We start from the raw sequence: 16742 nt of genomic DNA, 5'->3' as shown, positions 1-16742 counted from the left end.
CTTCACGCTTGCTCGCCGAGCTGGTACTTCCGGATCTTGTCGTGGAGCGTGGTCTTGGCGACGCCCAGTGCTTCCGCCGTGCGGGCGAGGCTTCCGCCATTCCTTGCCAGGGCGTCCGAGATCAGCGCGCGTTCGAAGGCGGCAACCGATTCCGCCAGCGGCTGGGGACCGGACGGCACCTCTGTGCCGAAGGGCGGAAAGCCGGCTTCGATGCCAAGTACACACCGGTCCGCCACGTTGCGCAATTCCCTGACGTTACCGGGCCAGTCATAGGAAACAAGCCGGCGCAACCGCGCGGGATCGGCTTCGGGGACGGGACGCTCGTGACGAGCCGCGCCCTGGAGGACGAAATGCTCGAAGAGCAGCGGAATGTCTTCCCGACGCTCACGCAAAGGAGGAAGCGGCAGCGTGGCAACGTTCAGGCGGTAATAGAGATCAGCCCGGAAACGGCCCTGGTCCGACAATTCCTTGAGGTCGCACTTGGTCGCCGCAATGACCCGGCAGTTCACGGGGATCGGCGTGTTGGAGCCGAGTCGTTCCAGGCTGCGTTCCTGCAGCACGCGCAGCAGTTTCGTCTGCATCGCGAGCGGCATGGATTCGATCTCGTCCAGGAAAAGGGTGCCGCCGCTGGCGTGTTCGATCTTGCCGATGCGGCGTTTCCCAGCGCCCGTATAGGCGCCGGCCTCGTGGCCAAAGATTTCACTTTCAAACAGGGTTTCCGGTAGGCCGCCGCAGTTGATGGCGACGAAATTGCCGCCGGCGCGCGGTCCCGCATCGTGCAGGCAGCGCGCCACCAGTTCCTTGCCGGTGCCGGTTTCGCCTGCGATCAGGATGTCGGCGGCGCTGTTGCCGAGATCGGTCACCAGTTGCCGCACGCGAACCATGGCCGGGGCCCGGCCGATGAGGCGGCCTTCCAGTTTTTCGCGGCCTTCGAGGCGCGAGCGGAGGTGGCGCACTTCCAGCGTCAGGCGGCGTTTGTCCAGCGCGCGGCGCACCACTTCGACGAGGTAATCCGGGGAAAACGGCTTTTCGATGAAATCGTGCGCGCCGTCCTTCATCGCCTGCACGGCGAGCGACACGTCGCCGTGCCCGGTGATCAGCACTACCGGCAAGTCCGGATCGATGCTGCGTACTTCCTTGAGCAGGGCCATGCCATCCATCCCCGGCAGGCGGATATCGCTCACCACCACGCCGGCAAAGTCGCGCGTGATCTGGCGCCGCGCCTTTTCCGCGCTGTCGACGCCGCTCACGGGAATGTCTTCCAGCTGCAGCGCCTGCTCGCAACCGAGCCGGACGTCCGGGTCGTCTTCGACCACCAGTACTTGCAATGCTTGCGTCATGTTCCTTGCCCTCCCGGGGCGGCGGGGATATCGAGGGTGAAGACGGCGCCGCCATCCGGGTGATTGTTCCCCGTCAGGGTGCCGCCAAAGTCGGCGACGATGCCGGCGGAAATGGCGAGGCCGAGTCCGAGGCCGCTGCCGGTTTCCTTGGTCGTGAAAAACGGTTCGAACAGGTGCGCGAGTGCATTGTCGCTGAGTCCTGGCCCGCGATCCTTTACCTGCAGCAGGACGTGCGCACCGTCGCGGCGGGCCGAGATCGACAGCGCGCCGTCGTTCACGCCTTCCATCGCATCCAGTGCATTGCCGATGAGGTTGACCAGCACCTGTTCCAGCCGGTTGGCATCGCACCAGGCGTGGATGTCCTCCTCCGGCAAGTCGATGCAGGCGACAACCTGCGCCTGCCGGAAGCGCTGTTCGAGCAGGAAAAGGGCGTTATCGATTGCGCGGCGCAGGCTGACTGCCTGCGGCTGGCCCGAGGACTTGCGCGCGAAGGATTTCAGCTGCGCGGTGAGGCTGCCCATGCGGTCGACCAGTTCATCGATGCGCTCGAGGTTGCTGCTCGCCGTCTCCTGGTTGCCGCGCGCAAGGAATTTGCGCGCGTTGCCGGACAGCGTGCGCAACGCGGCGAGCGGCTGGTTCAACTCATGCGCGACGCCGGCGGCGAGCTGGCCGATGACCGCCAGCTTGCCGGCCTGCACCAGCTCGTCCTGGGCGGCACGCAGGGTACGTTCGGCCTGGGTCCGTTCCGCCACTTCCTGCTGCAGCCGCGTGTTGGCCGAAGACAGGTCGCGCGTGCGTTCGGTGACCTTGCGTTCCAGTTCGTCATGCGCTTTCTGCAATGCCGCCTGTGCGGCCAGTCTGTCTTTCAGATGACGCCGCCGGTCGTTCAGCATCAGCGCCAGGATGAACAGGAAGGCGGCGCCGACCGCGGCAAGCGCGGCGCGGTTGATCGCCGTGCCGCGAACCTGTTCCTGCGGGGAGAACACGGTGATATTCCACGGTGTGCCGGGCAGGGCCTGCGTCTGGGCGAGGAAGGTGCCCGCAATGGGGAACATGGATACGGTCACCGGTTCCACCTTCGGCAGCCGCACCAGCCGGGCACCGTGGTCCAGTTCAGCCATCTCCACCACGCCGAGGGGATTGAGGGCGCGGCGGTTGTATTGCTGGGTACGGTCGAAGGCGCTCCGGGTGGCGTCGTCCAGCGGCTTCAAGGTGGTGAATTTCCATTCCGGCACCGATGCCAGGATGACGACGCCGTTTTCATCGGAAACCAGCGCCGGGGCTTCGACCGTTGCCCAGGATTTTTCGAGCTGTTTCAGCCCGACCTTGACCACGGCGACGCCGAGGGTGCCGTGATCGTCAGTGAGGGCGGAGGACAGGTAGTAGCCCGGCTCGCCGCGCGTGGTGCCGATGCCGAAGAAACGGCCGTTCCCGGAATCCATCGCCTGGCGGAAATAGGGGCGGAAGGAGAGGTCTTCGCCGAGGAAGCTGTCCGCGCGCCGCCAATTGCTGGACGCCAGCACCTTGCCCTTGCTGTCCAGAATGTAGATGGAAAGGGTGCCGGCCCGCTCATTGAGCTGTTCCAGGTAATGGTTGACCTGCACGGCCTGTTCCGGCGCTGCATCCGGTGTCTTTAACAACTGCAGGACGTCGCGCTCCAACCCCAAGGTCGTGGGGAAGTAGGCGTACTTGTCAATTTCCCGTTCCAGGCTGGCGGCATACAAGTCCAGCCGGTGACGTCCCGTCGCCTGCAGTTCGGCCAGGCCGAGCGTCAGGCTGGTGCGGTAGGCGAACAGTCCGACGCCAATGATGATTGCCGCCACGCCAAGAATCAGGGCGGCAAAGCGGGGAAAGCGTTGTCTTGGGGGCATGAAAGAAAGGCGCGTTCGGATTTCCGAATTATGCCTTGAATGGCGGTCCGCCCGGTTGCGTCTGCAATCCGGGCGGAGTAGGAAAACCGGCCCGTGCGGGCCGGCCGGGTTCAGGCTGCCTTGGCGATGGCGATCGGCTCGGGTTGCGGGAGGGTTTCGTCCGCTTCCGCGACTTCCTCGCTAACCGGATCAATGGCGTTTTCCCACTTGGCGACGACGGCGGTGGCGATGGCATTGCCCAGCACGTTGGTCACCGTGCGGCCCATGTCCAGGAAGTGGTCGACGCCCAGCACCAGCAGCAGGCCGGCTTCCGGCAGGCCGAACATCGGCAGCACGGCGGCTACCACCACCAGCGATGCCCGCGGCACGCCGGCAATGCCCTTGGAGGACACCATCAGCACCAGCAGCATGGTGATCTGCTGGCCCAGCGTCAGCGGCAGGTCATAGGCTTGCGAGATGAACAGCGCGGCGAACGCGGTGTACATCATCGAGCCGTCCAGATTGAAGGAATAACCCAGCGGCAGGACAAAGCCAGTGACCTTGTCCTTGATGCCGAACTTTTCCAGCTGTTCCATCAGCTTCGGATAGACGGATTCGCTGGACGCGGTCGAGAAACCGACCAGCATCGGGCCGCGGATCAGCTTCAGGAGGCGGAACACGTCCTTGCCAAGCACGCAATAGCCTGCGGTGATGAGCAGCACCCACAGCGTGGCAAGCGCGAGGAAGAAGCTGGCCATGTAGCGGCCGTAGACGACGAGGATGCCGAGGCCCTGGGTGGTGATGACGGCGGCCACGGCGGCGAATACGCCGATCGGTGCAAAACGCATCACATAGTCGGTCACTTTCAGCATGACGTGGACCAGGTCTTCCGTGGTCTTCACCAGGCTGTTCGTGGTGTGGTTGTTGATCTGGCCCAGCGCGATGCCGAAGAACAGCGAGAAGATGAGGATCTGCAGGATCTCGTTATGCGCCATCGCCTCGAAGATGCTCTTCGGGAAAACGTGGGTGATGAAATCCTTCAGGTTGAGCGAAGCGGTTTTCAGGTTGGTTGCCGTACCCACATCCGGCAGCGGCACGCCGACGGAGTCGCCCGGACGGAGTACATTGGCCATGACCAGGCCGATCATCAGGGAGCAGAACGATGCGGCGATGAACCAGCCCAGTGCCTTGCCGCCGATGCGGCCCACGGCCTTGGCGTCGCCCATGCTTGCCAGGCCGGCCACGAGGGTGCCGAGGACCAGCGGAGCGATGATCATCTTGATCAGGCGAAGGAAGATGTCGGTGACGATGGAAAAGTAGCTGGCGATGTTCTTCGCCGCGGCCGCATCCGGCGCCAGCGCGTTGCACGTATAGCCGACGGCGATGCCGGCAACCATGGCAATGCCGATCCACGTGGTGAGTTTGATCCTTTTCATCTTCAGAAGTCCTTTGCCGTCTCCGGGCGGTAGAAAGTCATACAGGAAATCCGTGACAGCTTCTCGGGACCTGCCGTCACGGGCTCAGGTGACTTTCTATTCAGCATGCTTCATGCCAGTACCGGATGCCCGAAGAGGAAAGGGCAACTAACTGATTTTTATGGAAAAAGCTTCTCGGGCCTCGGGCGCGGGCGACGGATTTCCGAATGCGCGCGGCGCAGTGCGTTCGGATATCCGAACGGGGTGGCGCTGCCGCTATCGTTCTTCCTTGCAGACGCAATCCGGAAGTTCGCAGGCGATCCCGTCGAACAAGCGGCCGAATTCGTCCGCGGGAACGGGTTTGCTGATGACGTAGCCCTGGATCTCGTCGCATGAGGTCGTCGTGAGGAAACGCAGATGGTCGACCGTTTCCACGCCTTCGGCAACGACATTCAGGCCGAGGGCGTGGGCGAGCTTGATGATGGACTCGGCGAGGATCAGCGGATTCACGTTTTGCAAGTGCTCCTGGGCCAGGAAGGACCGATCCAGCTTCAGGCAATCGACCGGAAACTTGCGCAGGTAGGACAGCGAAGAATAGCCGGTGCCGAAGTCGTCGATGCTCAGCCGCACCCCCATGTCGCGGAACGTCTTCATGGCTTCGATGCTGGCTTCCATATCGGTCATCAAGGCGCTTTCGGTGATCTCGAACTCGAGGATCGAACCGTCCAGTCCATGCAGTTCGAGGGCTTCCTTCACCTGCGCAACAATGTCGCGGGAGTGAAGCTGGCGCGGCGAAATGTTGACCGACACGCGGAAAGGTATCGCGCCTTGTCCAATCCACAGCCGCGCCTGCTTCAACGCTTCCCGCACGACCCAGGCGCCGATTTCATTGATGAAGCCGGTTTCCTCGGCCAGGGGGATGAATTCGAGCGGAGGAATCCGTCCCAGCGTCGGATGGTTCCAGCGCACCAGGGCTTCCATCCCGGTCAGGGTGAACGACTGGAGGCCGACGCGAGGCTGGAAATGCAGGACCAGCTCGTTGCGCTCGATCGCGTGCCGCATGTCGTTCATCAGGGCGAGGCGGCGGCGGCTCTCGTCCTGCATGCGCTGGGTGAAGAAGCAGTATTGCGCGCCGCCTTCCGCCTTGGCGCGATACAGGGCGGTGTCCGCGCAGGACAAGAGCTCGCCGCTGGACCTGGCGTCGTCGGGGAACATGCTGATGCCGATCGACGCCGAGGCCGCGATTTCCCGGCCTTCCACGGTGATCGGTGTGGACAATGCGCCAATGATCTTTTCGGCAATGCGGTGCGCGGAGGCGCGGCCGCGCCGGCAGTTGGCAAGCAGGATGAACTCGTCGCCGCCCAGCCGCGCCAGCATATCTTCCGGCCGCAGCGTCATGCGTATGCGGGTGGCGATTTCCTGTAGCAACGCGTCGCCGCACTGGTGCCCGAAGGAGTCGTTGACTTCCTTGAAACGATCGAGGTCGATGAAGAAGATGCCTTGCGGCGGCGCGCCGCGACGGTCGTGGATGCGTTCATTGAGCTTCGCCGCCATTTCGCCGCGGTTCGGCAGGTCCGTCAGTGAATCGCGTGTCGCCAGGCGGTGCAGCTCGTGCGCGGTCCGGACCTCGCGCGTGACGTCGCACGTCGTTCCCCGATAGCCCTTGTACACGCCATCCTCATAGAAGGGCTCTCCGGAGATGCGAATGTGCCGCACGATACCGGGATAGCCGATCAGGGACACGGCGACGACGAGGTCGCGAAAGGGTTCGCGGGCCGCAAACCGTGCGGAGAATTCGCGCACGCCGGGCTGGGTCCGGTCATGGACGGTTTGCGTGATATGGGTGCCGAGGATTTCGCCGGGCTGTACGCCGATACGCTCGGAAATGCCTTCCGACACATACGTGAAACGCCCGGCGGCGTCCAGCTCCCAGTACCAGTCGGCCGACAGTTTCGTCAGGCTGCGGAAGCGCTCCTCGCTGCGCGCCAGTTCGCGCTCGGCTTCAAGCTGACGCGTAATATCCCGCGCGATGGCGACCATGCCGCGGTACTCGCCGCTTTGCGGATCGCGCACCGCGCGGGTGCTGGTGCTGATCCAGAACCAGGAGCCATCCTTGCGCTTGGCGCGGATCGTGATCAGGCCACCGGGCTGGCTTGCCGAGCTGATCGCCGCCTTTGCCAGGTCATCCGGATGCAGGAAACGGGACAGGGGCTGGCCGATGAGTTCTTCCGGCTTGTACCCGGTGAATTCCTCGTGTGAAGGGGAGACATAGACATACCGGTTCTGAGCGTCAGTGTAGGACACCATGTCCCCCGCGTTTTCCGTCAGGAGCCGATGCTCGGCCTGGCTGCGCAGCAGCATTTCGCGCATCGCGTGGTGGGCGGTGATATCAACGATCGTGCCGGTGAAACTCAGCAGCTTGCCGTCCGCCGCCACACGTGGCGCGGCCGTGCTGGACACCCAGCGGACGCTGCCGTCGGAAGCAACGAGCCGGTACTCCAGGCTGTATTTCTCGACATGTTCACGTGCATGGATGGTTGCCGCCCGCGCCTGGGCCTGATCGTCCGGGTGAATGAACTTCAACCAGTCGGCAATGCGGAAGGAGCCGGGATCCACGACCGCCGCCGATTCCGGGTCGAGGTAGAGAAAACGTCCGGACACGTCCATCTCCCAGACGATGGTGCTGGCGCTATCGGCAAGACGGCGCAGGGCGGTATGTTCTTGTTCGTTCGACGGGGTGGATGTGGTCATGGAGGCCAGCCGAAGTTGTCGACGGATACTATAAGGCAAATACCTTAATCTTGCTCGATTGCATCTTTTCCGTTTCGGGCGCGGCGAGTTCCGCGATCTGCCGGGCCTCCACGGGACGTCCGAGCAGGAAGCCCTGGACCCGGTCACACTGCATCTCCCGGAGAACGCGCAGTTGCGCCGCGTCCTCCACGCCTTCCGCGACAACCTCCAGCCGAAGCGTCTTCGCCAGCGAGACGATCGCGTGGACGATTTCGCGGGCGTCGCTGTCCTGCTGCATGTCGTGCACGAAGGACCGGTCGATCTTCAGGATCTCGATCGGGAAGCGCTTGAGGAAGGCAAGGCTGGAATAACCGGTTCCAAAATCGTCGATCGACAGATGGACACCGAGCGCACGCAACTGGCGCAGCTGGCGTACCGCATGGTCGACGTCGCCCATCAGCGTGCTTTCGGTGATCTCGAATTCGAGCAGTTGCGGCACGGCGTTCGTCTCTTGCAGGATGCGGGCGATGGTGTCGACGAGATCCGATTGCGTAAACTGGCGCTGCGAGAGGTTGACGGAAATGCGCAGCGGAGGCAGCCCGGCCTGCGCCCAGGCCCGTTGCTGTTCGCAGGCGGCGCGGATCACCCACTCGCCGATGGGCACGATCAGTCCCGTTTCCTCGGCGATGGGGATGAATTCGGCGGGAGACGTGATGCCGTCGCGCGGGTGGTGCCAGCGGAGCAGGGCTTCGACGCCGGACAGCGCGCCGCTGCCGACGTCGAACTGCGGCTGGTAATGGAGCAGGAATTCGCCGGCCGCCAGCGCATTGCGCAGGTCGTTTTCCATTTGCAGGCGCGAGAGCGCGACGTCGTTCATGGACGTCGTGTAAAAGCAGAAATTATTGCGACCGGACTGCTTGGCCCGGTACATGGCGGCATCGGCGCGCTCCACCAGCTGGTCGGGCGTGTCCCCGTCCTGCGGATAGACGGCGATCCCGATGCTGGGCGTGAGCGCCAGTTCGTGACCATCCACGAACATCGGGCGCGCCAGCGCATCCATGATCCTTTCCACCGCAACGACGGACAGTTCGGCGCTCGGTGTGCCTTCCAGCAGGACGACGAACTCGTCGCCGCCAAGGCGCGCCACCGTATCCGTATCCCGGCAGCACTCCATGAGACGCGCCGCGATCGTGGTCAGGACGAGGTCGCCGCAGCGGTGGCCGAGGCTGTCGTTGATGAGCTTGAAACGATCGACGTCCAGGAAGAGCACCCACAGGTCCTGCGGCTTGCGCCGTGCGTGCGCGATCGCGTGCTCCAGGCGTTCCTGCAGCGTCATGCGATTGGGCAGCCCGGTCAGGGGATCGTGGTGGGCGAGATGGCGAATCTGGTTTTCTGCCGCCTTGCGCTCGGTAATGTCGGAAAGGAAGGCGACGCGGATGTCGCGGCCGTTCATCCTGGCGTGACCGAGCGTGATTTCGACCGGGAAGTGAGCGCCGCCGGCATGCAGCGCCTCGATCTCGCGAATGACCTTGTCGTTGCCGGGGCCGAGCGCGTTCATCGCATGTGCGAGCGAGGCGTCCGGTCCGATGCCGTTCGGTTGAAGCCGGCTAACATGGCTGCCGACGAGGTGTTGAGGGTTGTAACCGAACACGGTCCACAGGGACGGATTGGCATAGATGACGCGGCCGTCCGCGTCCGTGACGACGACGGCGTCGGTGCAGGTGTCCCAGATGGTTTCGAAAAAGACCTTGCTGTCATGGAGCCGCGACCGCAAAAGGCTGATATGGCCGCCGACGAAGGCGATCAGGATGAGCACGGTCGCCACTACGGAGAGCCTGCCGATTTCGACCGCGAGTCCTGTGCCGTCCAGGCCGTCCAGCCAGAGGAAGAGCACCATCATCGCGTACAGCGCGATGACGGCGATCGCCATTTTCATCAGCTTGCGCGTCGAAAATCGGTAAATTCCGAACAGCAGCGGCACGGTGAGGTAGGCCGAGATCGCCGAGCGCGCGCCTTCGGAGCCGTGCAGCAGGAGCAGGATGACCATCTCCGCCATCAGGATCTGCGCGGCGGTCAGGCTGGGGTCTTTCGCCTTGAGGTTGATGCCGGTATGGAAGGCGATGAAGAAGCCCGTCATCACCAGCGCGGTAAATACCGCACTGCGCGTCAGGGCCGTGCTATCGACCAATCCGTGAAATTGCAGGATCGACAAGGTGGCATAGGTGACGAACGCCGATAGCACAGCCATGCCGAAGCGGCGCATGCGGAGCTGCTGCCGCTTCTGCTGAAGCGCTTCCTGCACGGTCTGCTTTGCATCGTCGGGCATGGGGTACCTTTGACGGATTGTCGGAAAGAGGGAACTGGCGCCGGGCAAGCGGAGCGCGGTCGCGTCGACGGTATGGGGGCAGTGTTCTAAAGGGGATGCAAATGCGCGTCGGCGTCAGTGCAGGCGGCAGGCGGCGGAAAGAAATCTTGTGCAACAGCGTGGTTCATGTCATCTCCTCGTCGGGTTCACGTTGTTGGCCCCATTGTTTATACGTATTTGGGTGAATACCCAAATTTTATTGTCCGCCAACTATATCATTTCCATATGGCAACGCAACCATCTGGCGATCAAGGAGATGACTCTCAGTTGCGTTATATCAACTGATGTAGCTGCGGATTATCGTTTTTGTGCCGGTCCAAAGCATGGTTCTGGAAGCGGGACAGGACGAACGCCGTCATCGTGTCGACCGCAGGGTTGTTATGTTCCGCCCGCCAGGCGAGGTTGAGTTCGGCAAAGATATCGGACTGCCACACGGGTTTGAACACGACATCCCGGAAAGGCAGGTTCATTGCCGACGCGGGGACGATCGCCAGTCCGACGCCGCCGCGTACCAGGCCCAGGATGGTATGCGTCTGGCCGATATGCTGGACGTGGCGCGTCTGAATCCGGGACGCGGCAAACAGGCCGACAACGAGGTCGTAGAAATATTTGCCCTCATGCGGCGCATACATGATGAAGGGTTCGTCCTGCAGGTCTTCCGGCCGGACCGCCTTTTTCCGCGCCATCCTGTGGCCTGCATGCAGGGCGAGCACGAGCGGGTCGCGCATCAGGAGGCGTTGCTCGATGGCCTTGTCATTGACCAGGGGGCGGACGAAGCCGATATCGATTGCACCCGAACTTAATCCATCCAGTTGCTCCCTGGACACCTGTTCCTTGAGCACGATGTCGATATGCGGCAACGCCTGTTGCGCGGCTGAAATGACGCGCGGGAGAAGATCGTAGCCCGCGACCGCCGTAAAGCCGACCGTGACCCTTCCTGCTTCGCCTTTTTCAATCCGGCTGGCCAGCACGGCGGCCTGTTCCGCGTGGCGGAGGATGGATTGCGCGTCCCGGTAGAACACCTGCCCGGCGGCCGTCAGGCGAACCGAGCGGCTGGTGCGTTCGAGCAGCTTGACCGAGAGTGCATGTTCCAGCAGCTGGATCTGGCGACTCAGCGGCGGCTGCGTCATGAAGAGGCGTGCGGCGGCACGGCCGAAATGCAGTTCTTCGGCGAGCGTGACGAAGCAGCGCAACTGGAACAGTTCGAACATCGATTCAATTCCTGTATTAATCAATTCAGGATCTAGCTTAGACGAATATCGTTCCGTTCACTACACTTTCATCACTTGCAATAAGCACCAGGCGTCCCGATGAAGAAAACGATCCTGCAGAACGGAAGATTGCTGCCCGCGCTCGAGTCCATGCTTGCTGAGGAATTCGACGTGCACGGACTGTGGGCCGAGCCGGAGCCGCAGGCATTCCTTGCGCGGCACGGCGCGCGCTTCTCGGGGCTTGTGACCTCGGCGCCGGTCGGCGCAAGCGCGGAGTTGATGGCCGCGTTGCCGAATCTCGAAGTCATCTCGAGTTTCGGCGTGGGTTTCGACAAGCTCGACCTGGAGGCTGCGAAAGAGAGGGGGGTGCGCGTGGCGTACACGCCCGACGTGCTGAACGATTGCGTGGCCGACCTCGCATTCGGCCTGCTGATCGACGTTGCACGCGGCATTTCGGCTGCAGACCGCTTCGTGCGCAGGGGTGAGTGGGCGAAAGGGCGCTACCCCGTGACCTCGCGCGTCAGCGGAAAGCGGCTGGGTATCGTCGGCCTCGGCCGGATCGGACAAACCATCGCGAAGCGGGCAGCCGGATTCGACATGGAAGTCGCCTACACGAACCGCGGGCCGGCGCAGGTGCCGTACCGCTACGAACCGTCGCTGGCGGCGCTAGCGGAATGGGCCGATTTCCTGGTCGTCGCGGTGGCCGGCGGCAACGGCACAAAGGGATTGATTTCACGCGACATCCTGCAGGCGCTCGGACCGAAAGGTTTCCTGGTCAATGTCTCGCGCGGCACGGTCGTCGACGAGCGCGCCCTGGTCGAAGCGCTGGTGGCCGGTTCGATTGCCGGCGCCGGAGTCGATGTGTTCGAGAACGAACCGCACGTGCCGGCCGAGCTGCTCGGACTGGACAACGTGGTCGTCCTGCCGCACGTCGCGAGCGGCACCGAAGAAACACGTCGCGCGATGGGAGACCTGGTGCTTGCCAATCTCCGCGCGTATTTCGCGACAAGGGAACTGGTCACGCCACTGATTTAATAACGACAAACATCCGCAATCCAACCAATCGAGGAGACTTCGATGAAGAGATTCACCCTGGCCGCAATCGCCGCCGTCTGCGCTTTCACGGCAACTTCCGCCACCTTCGCGCAAGGCGCGCCCGCCAACTATCCCAGCAAACCGATCAAGATCGTCGTGCCATTCCCGGCCGGCGGCACGTCCGACGTACTGGCCCGCATGGTCGGCCAGAAGCTGACCGAGGCTTGGGGACAGCCGGTCATCGTCGACAACCGCCCCGGCGCCAACGGCAATATCGGCGCTGACCTCGTCGCCAAGGCCGAGCCGGATGGCTACACGCTGCTCCTGATGGACATGGGCAACCTGACCATCAGCCCGAGCCTGTATCCGAAGCTGCCCTTCAACCCGATGGTGAACCTGACACCCGTGGGGATGCTCGCCTATTCGCCGCACCTGCTCGTGACTAGTTCCTCGCTACCGGTGAAAACCACCGCCGAGCTGATCGCCCACTCGAAAGCGACCAAGGGCAAGCTGAATTTCGCCGCCGCGGCCGGTAACGGCAGCGCCGCGCATCTTGCCGGTGTGCTGTTCGCCCAGCGCACCGGCGCAGACTGGGGCTACATTCCTTACAAGGGCGGCGCGCAGGCCATGACCGACCTCATCAGCGGCCAGATCGACGCGACCATGAACGGCATGGTTGCCACGTATCCGCATGTGAAGACCGGCAAGATCCGCCTGCTCGCCGTCTCTAGCAAGAAGCGTTTGCCGCAGTTGCCGGACGTGCCAACCGTTGCCGAGACCGTGCCGGGCTTCGTTTCCGGCAGCTGGCAAGGCGTGATGGCGCCAGCCGGCGTGCCGAAGCCGATCATCGCCAAGCTGAATGCCGAGATGGCGAAGATCGTGAAGATGCCTGAGATCGTCGAAAAGATGGCGGCGCAAGGCGCCGAGCCCCATGTCACCTCGCCGGAAGAGTTCTCCGCCTGGATGAAATCGGAGATTCCCCACTGGGGCAAGGTGATCGCCGACGCCAAGATCACGCTGGACTGATCCCCACAGACAGCCTTCCACCCCTGTTCAACTGAAACATGGCGCGAGCGGCCAGGGAGCCGTTCGCCCTGAACCAACTCACCTTAAAAGGCAAGCAATGAATCCTCAAGAACTGAAACGCATCCTCGAAAGCGGCCTGCTGTCCTTCCCGCTAACCGACTTCAACAGCGATCTCTCCTTCAACCCGGGCCGTTACACCGAGCGTCTTGAATGGCTGATGCCGTATGGCGCGTCCGCGCTGTTCGCCGCCGGCGGCACCGGCGAGTTCTTCTCGCTGGAACCCGGCGAATATTCCGCCGTGGTCAAGACGGCCATCGACACCTGCCGGGACCGCATGCCCATCATCGCCGGCGCGGGCGGCGGCACCACGCTCGCCATCAAGTACGCGCAGGAAGCCGAGCGCCTCGGCGCGCAGGGTATCCTGCTGCTGCCGCATTACCTGACCGAAGCGAGCCAGGAAGGCCTGGTCGCCCATGTGGAAGCCGTCTGCCGCAGCGTCAAGTTCGGCGTCACCGTTTACAACCGCGCCGGATGCCGCCTCACGCCGGAGTCCCTGAAGAAGCTCGCCGATCGCTGCCCGAACCTGGTCGGCTTCAAGGACGGCATCGGCGATATCGAAGCCATGGTCGCGATCCGCCAGCAACTGGGCGACCGCTTCGCCTATCTCGGCGGCCTGCCGACCGCGGAAGTATTCGCGGGTGCTTACAAGGCGATGGGCGTGCCGGTGTACTCGTCGGCCGTGTTCAACTTCATTCCGCGCACGGCGATCGAGTTCTACAACGCGCACGCTGCAAACGATACCGAGACCACCAACCGCATCATCCGGGACTTCTTCCTGCCTTACCTGGAGATCCGCAACCGCACGCAGGGCTATGCGGTGAGCATCGTCAAGGCAGGCGCGACCATCGTTGGCCATTCCGCCGGCCCGGTGCGCCCGCCGCTTTCCGACCTGAAGGCAGCGGAAATGGAAGAGCTGCGCGCGCTGATCCAGAAGCTTGGCCCGCAATAAGCGCGAATCTCTCTCATCAATCGGAAACCATCATGGCAATACTAGGTGAACTATTAATCGGTGGTACGGCAGTGCGCGGCACCAACGGCGCCGTCGTCGCGCGTGACGCGCAGACCGGGGAGCCGATCTCGCCGGACTTCGGCGGAGCAGGGGAAGAGCAGATCGCGCTAGCCTGCGCGCTCGCCGCCGAGGCCTTCGATACGTATCGGGAAACGACGCCCGCGGCGCGTGCGGCCTTCCTGGAGCAGATCGCACAGAACATCCTCGACATCGGCGACGAACTGGTCACGCGCTGCATGACCGAAACCGGGCTTCCGCGCCCGCGCATCGAAGGCGAACGGATGCGTACGGTCAATCAGCTGCGCCTGTTTGCCGGGGTGGTCCGCGACGGTGCTTATCTCGATGCGCGCATCGACCCGGCACAGCCCGCACGCCAGCCGCTGCCGCGCGCCGACCTGCGCCTGCGCCAGATCGCGCTTGGCCCGATCGTGGTGTTCGGCGCAAGCAATTTCCCGCTCGCGTTCTCCGTTGCCGGCGGCGATACCGCTTCGGCGCTGGCGGCCGGCTGCCCGGTGATCGTCAAGGCGCATTCCGCGCATCCGGGCACCTCGGAGCTGGTCGGGCGCGCAATCCAGGCCGCGGTCAGGAGTTGCGGCATGCCGGAGGGGACGTTCTCGCTGCTGTTCGTCAGCGGCTACGACCTCGGCCAGAAACTGGTGGCCGACCCGCGCATCAAGGCGGTTGGGTTTACCGGATCGCGCCGCGGCGGCGTGGCCCTGATGAACGTGGCGGCGGCGCGGCCCGAGCCGATTCCCGTATATGCGGAAATGAGCAGCATCAATCCCGTCCTGCTTTTTCCAAATGCGCTCGCGAAGCGCGGGCAGGAGATTGCGAAGGGCTTTGTGGCTTCCCTGACGCTCGGCGCGGGGCAGTTCTGCACCAACCCGGGACTCGTGCTTGGCATCGACGGCCCCGCGCTGGACGACTTCATCGCGGCCGCCGGGAAGGCAGCGTCGGAGTCGGCTGCCGCAACCATGTTGACGCCGGGAATCCATGACGCCTACGCCTCCGGTGTCGCGAAGATGGAACAGCATCCGAAGGTCGACACAGTCGCGCGCGGCCAGGCCGGCGGACGCTACCAGTGCCAGGCGGCAGTCTTCTCGACGTCCTCGCAGGATTTCCTCCGCAATCACGACCTGCAGGAAGAAATGTTCGGTGCCGCTTCACTCATCGTGCGCTGCCCGGATGAGGCCGCCATGCGCGAGGTGGTGGAAGCGCTCGACGGGCAATTGACCGCGGCGCTGCACATCGACGAGGAAGACCACGCGGCAGCGCGACGCTTCCTTCCGGTACTGGAACGCAAGGTCGGCCGCATCCTCGTCAACGGGTTCGGTACGGGGGTGGAGGTCTGTCATGCCATGGTGCACGGCGGTCCGTTTCCGTCGACAGCGGATGGACGGTCGACCTCGGTGGGCAGTCTTGCGATTGCGCGTTTCCTGCGCCCGGTCTGCTACCAGGACTTGCCGCAAGCCTTGTTGCCGGCGGCGCTCCAGGACGGCAACGTGCTGGACATCCCGCGGCGCGTGGATGGAAAGCCGGAAGTTAAATAAGTTCAACCGGACGGCCTGCCACCTGCAGGCCGTCTGGCCATGATGAAAATGGTCCACAGAACCATTCAACAAGAGGAACCAACATGTCTTCTGTCATTCGAGCCCCGAAGGATTTCTTCTCCGGGGTCATCTTCGTTGTGGCCGGGCTTGCGGCAATGATCATTGCCCGCGACTACTCCATGGGTTCGGCAGGCCGGATGGGACCAGCCTACTTTCCCACCGTCCTCGGCGCATTGCTCGCCCTGATCGGGCTGGTGGCCGTGATCCGGTCCTTGCTTAAAGCCGGCAGCCCGGTCGGCCATTTGGCCGTGCGTGAAATTGCCCTGGTCACGCTTTCGGTCGTCGTGTTCGGCCTTCTCATGCGCGGTGCAGGCATGGCGGTCAGCGTCATGCTGGTGATCCTGGTCGGCGGCTATGCCAGCATCAAGTTCAAGCTTGGCCCTTACCTCTTGCTGGCGGTGGGGATGGCGGTGTTCTGCGTGCTGGTCTTCGTCAAGGCGCTTGGCCTGCCGATGCCGATGTTCGGGCCCTGGCTCGGTTTCTAAGGGAAGACGTCATGGAAATTATCAGCAACCTGGGTCTTGGTTTCGAAACCGCCCTTACGCTTTCCAACCTGCTGTACTGCCTGATCGGTGTGTTCCTTGGCACCGCCATCGGCGTTCTGCCCGGCCTCGGTCCCGTCGCCACAATCGCGATGCTGCTGCCGGCCACCTTCTCTCTGCCGCCGATCTCCTCGCTGATCATGTTGGCCGGAATCTATTACGGCGCACAGTACGGCGGTTCCACTACCGCTATTCTCGTCAACCTGCCGGGTGAATCGTCATCGGTGGTCACCGCGATCGACGGCTACCAGATGGCGCGTAACGGCCACGCCGGCAAGGCACTGGCCACAGCCGCTATCGGTTCTTTCTTCGCCGGTACTGTCGCGACTGTCCTGCTGGCCTTGTTCGCGCCGCCGCTGGCAGATCTGGCGCTGACCTTTGGTCCGGCTGAATACTTCTCGCTGATGGTCCTTGGTCTGGTCGCCTCGGTCGTTCTGGCGCATGGATCGCTGCTGCGCGCCATCGGCATGATCGTGCTCGGCCTGCTGCTGGGCCTGGTCGGCACCGACGTGAACTCCGGCACGCCGCGCTACACCTTCGACCTGCCGC

12 protein-coding genes are annotated in these 16742 nt (G+C 63.5%); 6 read left to right on the top strand and 6 right to left on the bottom strand.

Translation table 11 applies throughout. The features are described from left to right. Positions 1-2: 2 nt before the first annotated feature. The 6 genes from ACNOHI_RS22220 to ACNOHI_RS22195 all read right to left on the bottom strand — a co-directional run bounded on the left by ACNOHI_RS22220 (position 3) and on the right by ACNOHI_RS22195 (position 10911). Positions 3-1340 (bottom strand): sigma-54-dependent transcriptional regulator, encoded by a 1338-nt coding sequence (locus tag ACNOHI_RS22220; protein ID WP_420476900.1) that lies wholly within the window; start codon positions 1338-1340, stop codon positions 3-5. Next, a complete protein-coding gene (locus ACNOHI_RS22215; protein ID WP_420476899.1) occupies positions 1337-3211 on the bottom strand; it encodes a sensor histidine kinase in 1875 nt (624 codons plus the stop codon). Before ACNOHI_RS22215 ends, ACNOHI_RS22220 begins: the two co-directional genes overlap by 4 nt. 110 nt (positions 3212-3321) lie before the next feature. Then, a complete protein-coding gene (locus ACNOHI_RS22210; protein WP_420476898.1) occupies positions 3322-4626 on the bottom strand; it encodes a dicarboxylate/amino acid:cation symporter in 1305 nt (434 codons plus the stop codon). 255 nt (positions 4627-4881) lie between these two features. Continuing rightward, positions 4882-7356 carry an EAL and GGDEF domain-containing protein gene (locus tag ACNOHI_RS22205; RefSeq protein ID WP_420476897.1) on the bottom strand — a complete coding sequence of 825 codons (2475 nt, stop codon included), beginning with the start codon at positions 7354-7356 and terminating at the stop codon, positions 4882-4884. A gap of 28 nt (positions 7357-7384) precedes the next feature. Then, positions 7385-9661: a putative bifunctional diguanylate cyclase/phosphodiesterase gene (locus tag ACNOHI_RS22200; RefSeq protein ID WP_420476896.1), complete on the bottom strand. Its 2277-nt coding sequence runs from the start codon at positions 9659-9661 to the stop codon at positions 7385-7387. A gap of 311 nt (positions 9662-9972) precedes the next feature. Continuing rightward, a complete protein-coding gene (locus ACNOHI_RS22195; protein WP_420476895.1) occupies positions 9973-10911 on the bottom strand; it encodes a LysR family transcriptional regulator in 939 nt (312 codons plus the stop codon). A 99-nt stretch (positions 10912-11010) separates the two neighbouring features. On the opposite strand from ACNOHI_RS22195, the gene ACNOHI_RS22190 reads away from it, so the two are divergent. The 6 genes from ACNOHI_RS22190 to ACNOHI_RS22165 form a co-directional block, all read left to right on the top strand. Continuing rightward, the gene (locus ACNOHI_RS22190) at positions 11011-11946 is read left to right on the top strand and encodes a 2-hydroxyacid dehydrogenase (RefSeq protein WP_420476894.1); all 936 of its coding nucleotides are present in this window, start codon (positions 11011-11013) and stop codon (positions 11944-11946) included. A 42-nt stretch (positions 11947-11988) separates the two neighbouring features. Further along, positions 11989-12972 carry a Bug family tripartite tricarboxylate transporter substrate binding protein gene (locus ACNOHI_RS22185; RefSeq protein WP_420476893.1) on the top strand — a complete coding sequence of 328 codons (984 nt, stop codon included), beginning with the start codon at positions 11989-11991 and terminating at the stop codon, positions 12970-12972. Between the two features lie 97 nt (positions 12973-13069). After that, entirely contained in the window at positions 13070-13981 is a 912-nt protein-coding gene (gene kdgD, locus ACNOHI_RS22180) for a 5-dehydro-4-deoxyglucarate dehydratase (protein WP_420476892.1), read from the top strand. 32 nt (positions 13982-14013) lie between these two features. Continuing rightward, a complete protein-coding gene (locus ACNOHI_RS22175) occupies positions 14014-15591 on the top strand; it encodes an aldehyde dehydrogenase (NADP(+)) (protein WP_420476891.1) in 1578 nt (525 codons plus the stop codon). Positions 15592-15674: 83 nt separating this feature from the next. Continuing rightward, positions 15675-16136, top strand: a complete 462-nt coding sequence (locus ACNOHI_RS22170; protein WP_420476890.1) for a tripartite tricarboxylate transporter TctB family protein — start codon at positions 15675-15677, stop codon at positions 16134-16136. 11 nt (positions 16137-16147) lie between these two features. Continuing rightward, the coding region (locus ACNOHI_RS22165; RefSeq protein ID WP_420476889.1) for a tripartite tricarboxylate transporter permease at positions 16148-16742 on the top strand (595 nt) is incomplete at its 3' end.

It is taken from the genome of Noviherbaspirillum sp. ST9, from assembly GCF_048799745.1.
Lineage (GTDB): Bacteria > Pseudomonadota > Gammaproteobacteria > Burkholderiales > Burkholderiaceae_D > Noviherbaspirillum.
Note: the sequence above shows the minus strand (reverse complement) of the source record. Positions and strands in the feature narration are given on the sequence as shown.

What these genes read in the sequence shown, in the direction of transcription:
- ACNOHI_RS22220 (WP_420476900.1), bottom strand. Translation starts at nt 1,340, where the DNA reads ATGACGCAAGCATTGCAAGTACTGGTGGTCGAAGACGACCCGGACGTC.
- ACNOHI_RS22215 (WP_420476899.1), bottom strand. Translation starts at nt 3,211, where the DNA reads ATGCCCCCAAGACAACGCTTTCCCCGCTTTGCCGCCCTGATTCTTGGC.
- ACNOHI_RS22210 (WP_420476898.1), bottom strand. Translation starts at nt 4,626, where the DNA reads ATGAAAAGGATCAAACTCACCACGTGGATCGGCATTGCCATGGTTGCC.
- ACNOHI_RS22205 (WP_420476897.1), bottom strand. Translation starts at nt 7,356, where the DNA reads ATGACCACATCCACCCCGTCGAACGAACAAGAACATACCGCCCTGCGC.
- ACNOHI_RS22200 (WP_420476896.1), bottom strand. Translation starts at nt 9,661, where the DNA reads ATGCCCGACGATGCAAAGCAGACCGTGCAGGAAGCGCTTCAGCAGAAG.
- ACNOHI_RS22195 (WP_420476895.1), bottom strand. Translation starts at nt 10,911, where the DNA reads ATGTTCGAACTGTTCCAGTTGCGCTGCTTCGTCACGCTCGCCGAAGAA.
- ACNOHI_RS22190 (WP_420476894.1), top strand. Translation starts at nt 11,011, where the DNA reads ATGAAGAAAACGATCCTGCAGAACGGAAGATTGCTGCCCGCGCTCGAG.
- ACNOHI_RS22185 (WP_420476893.1), top strand. Translation starts at nt 11,989, where the DNA reads ATGAAGAGATTCACCCTGGCCGCAATCGCCGCCGTCTGCGCTTTCACG.
- kdgD (WP_420476892.1), top strand. Translation starts at nt 13,070, where the DNA reads ATGAATCCTCAAGAACTGAAACGCATCCTCGAAAGCGGCCTGCTGTCC.
- ACNOHI_RS22175 (WP_420476891.1), top strand. Translation starts at nt 14,014, where the DNA reads ATGGCAATACTAGGTGAACTATTAATCGGTGGTACGGCAGTGCGCGGC.
- ACNOHI_RS22170 (WP_420476890.1), top strand. Translation starts at nt 15,675, where the DNA reads ATGTCTTCTGTCATTCGAGCCCCGAAGGATTTCTTCTCCGGGGTCATC.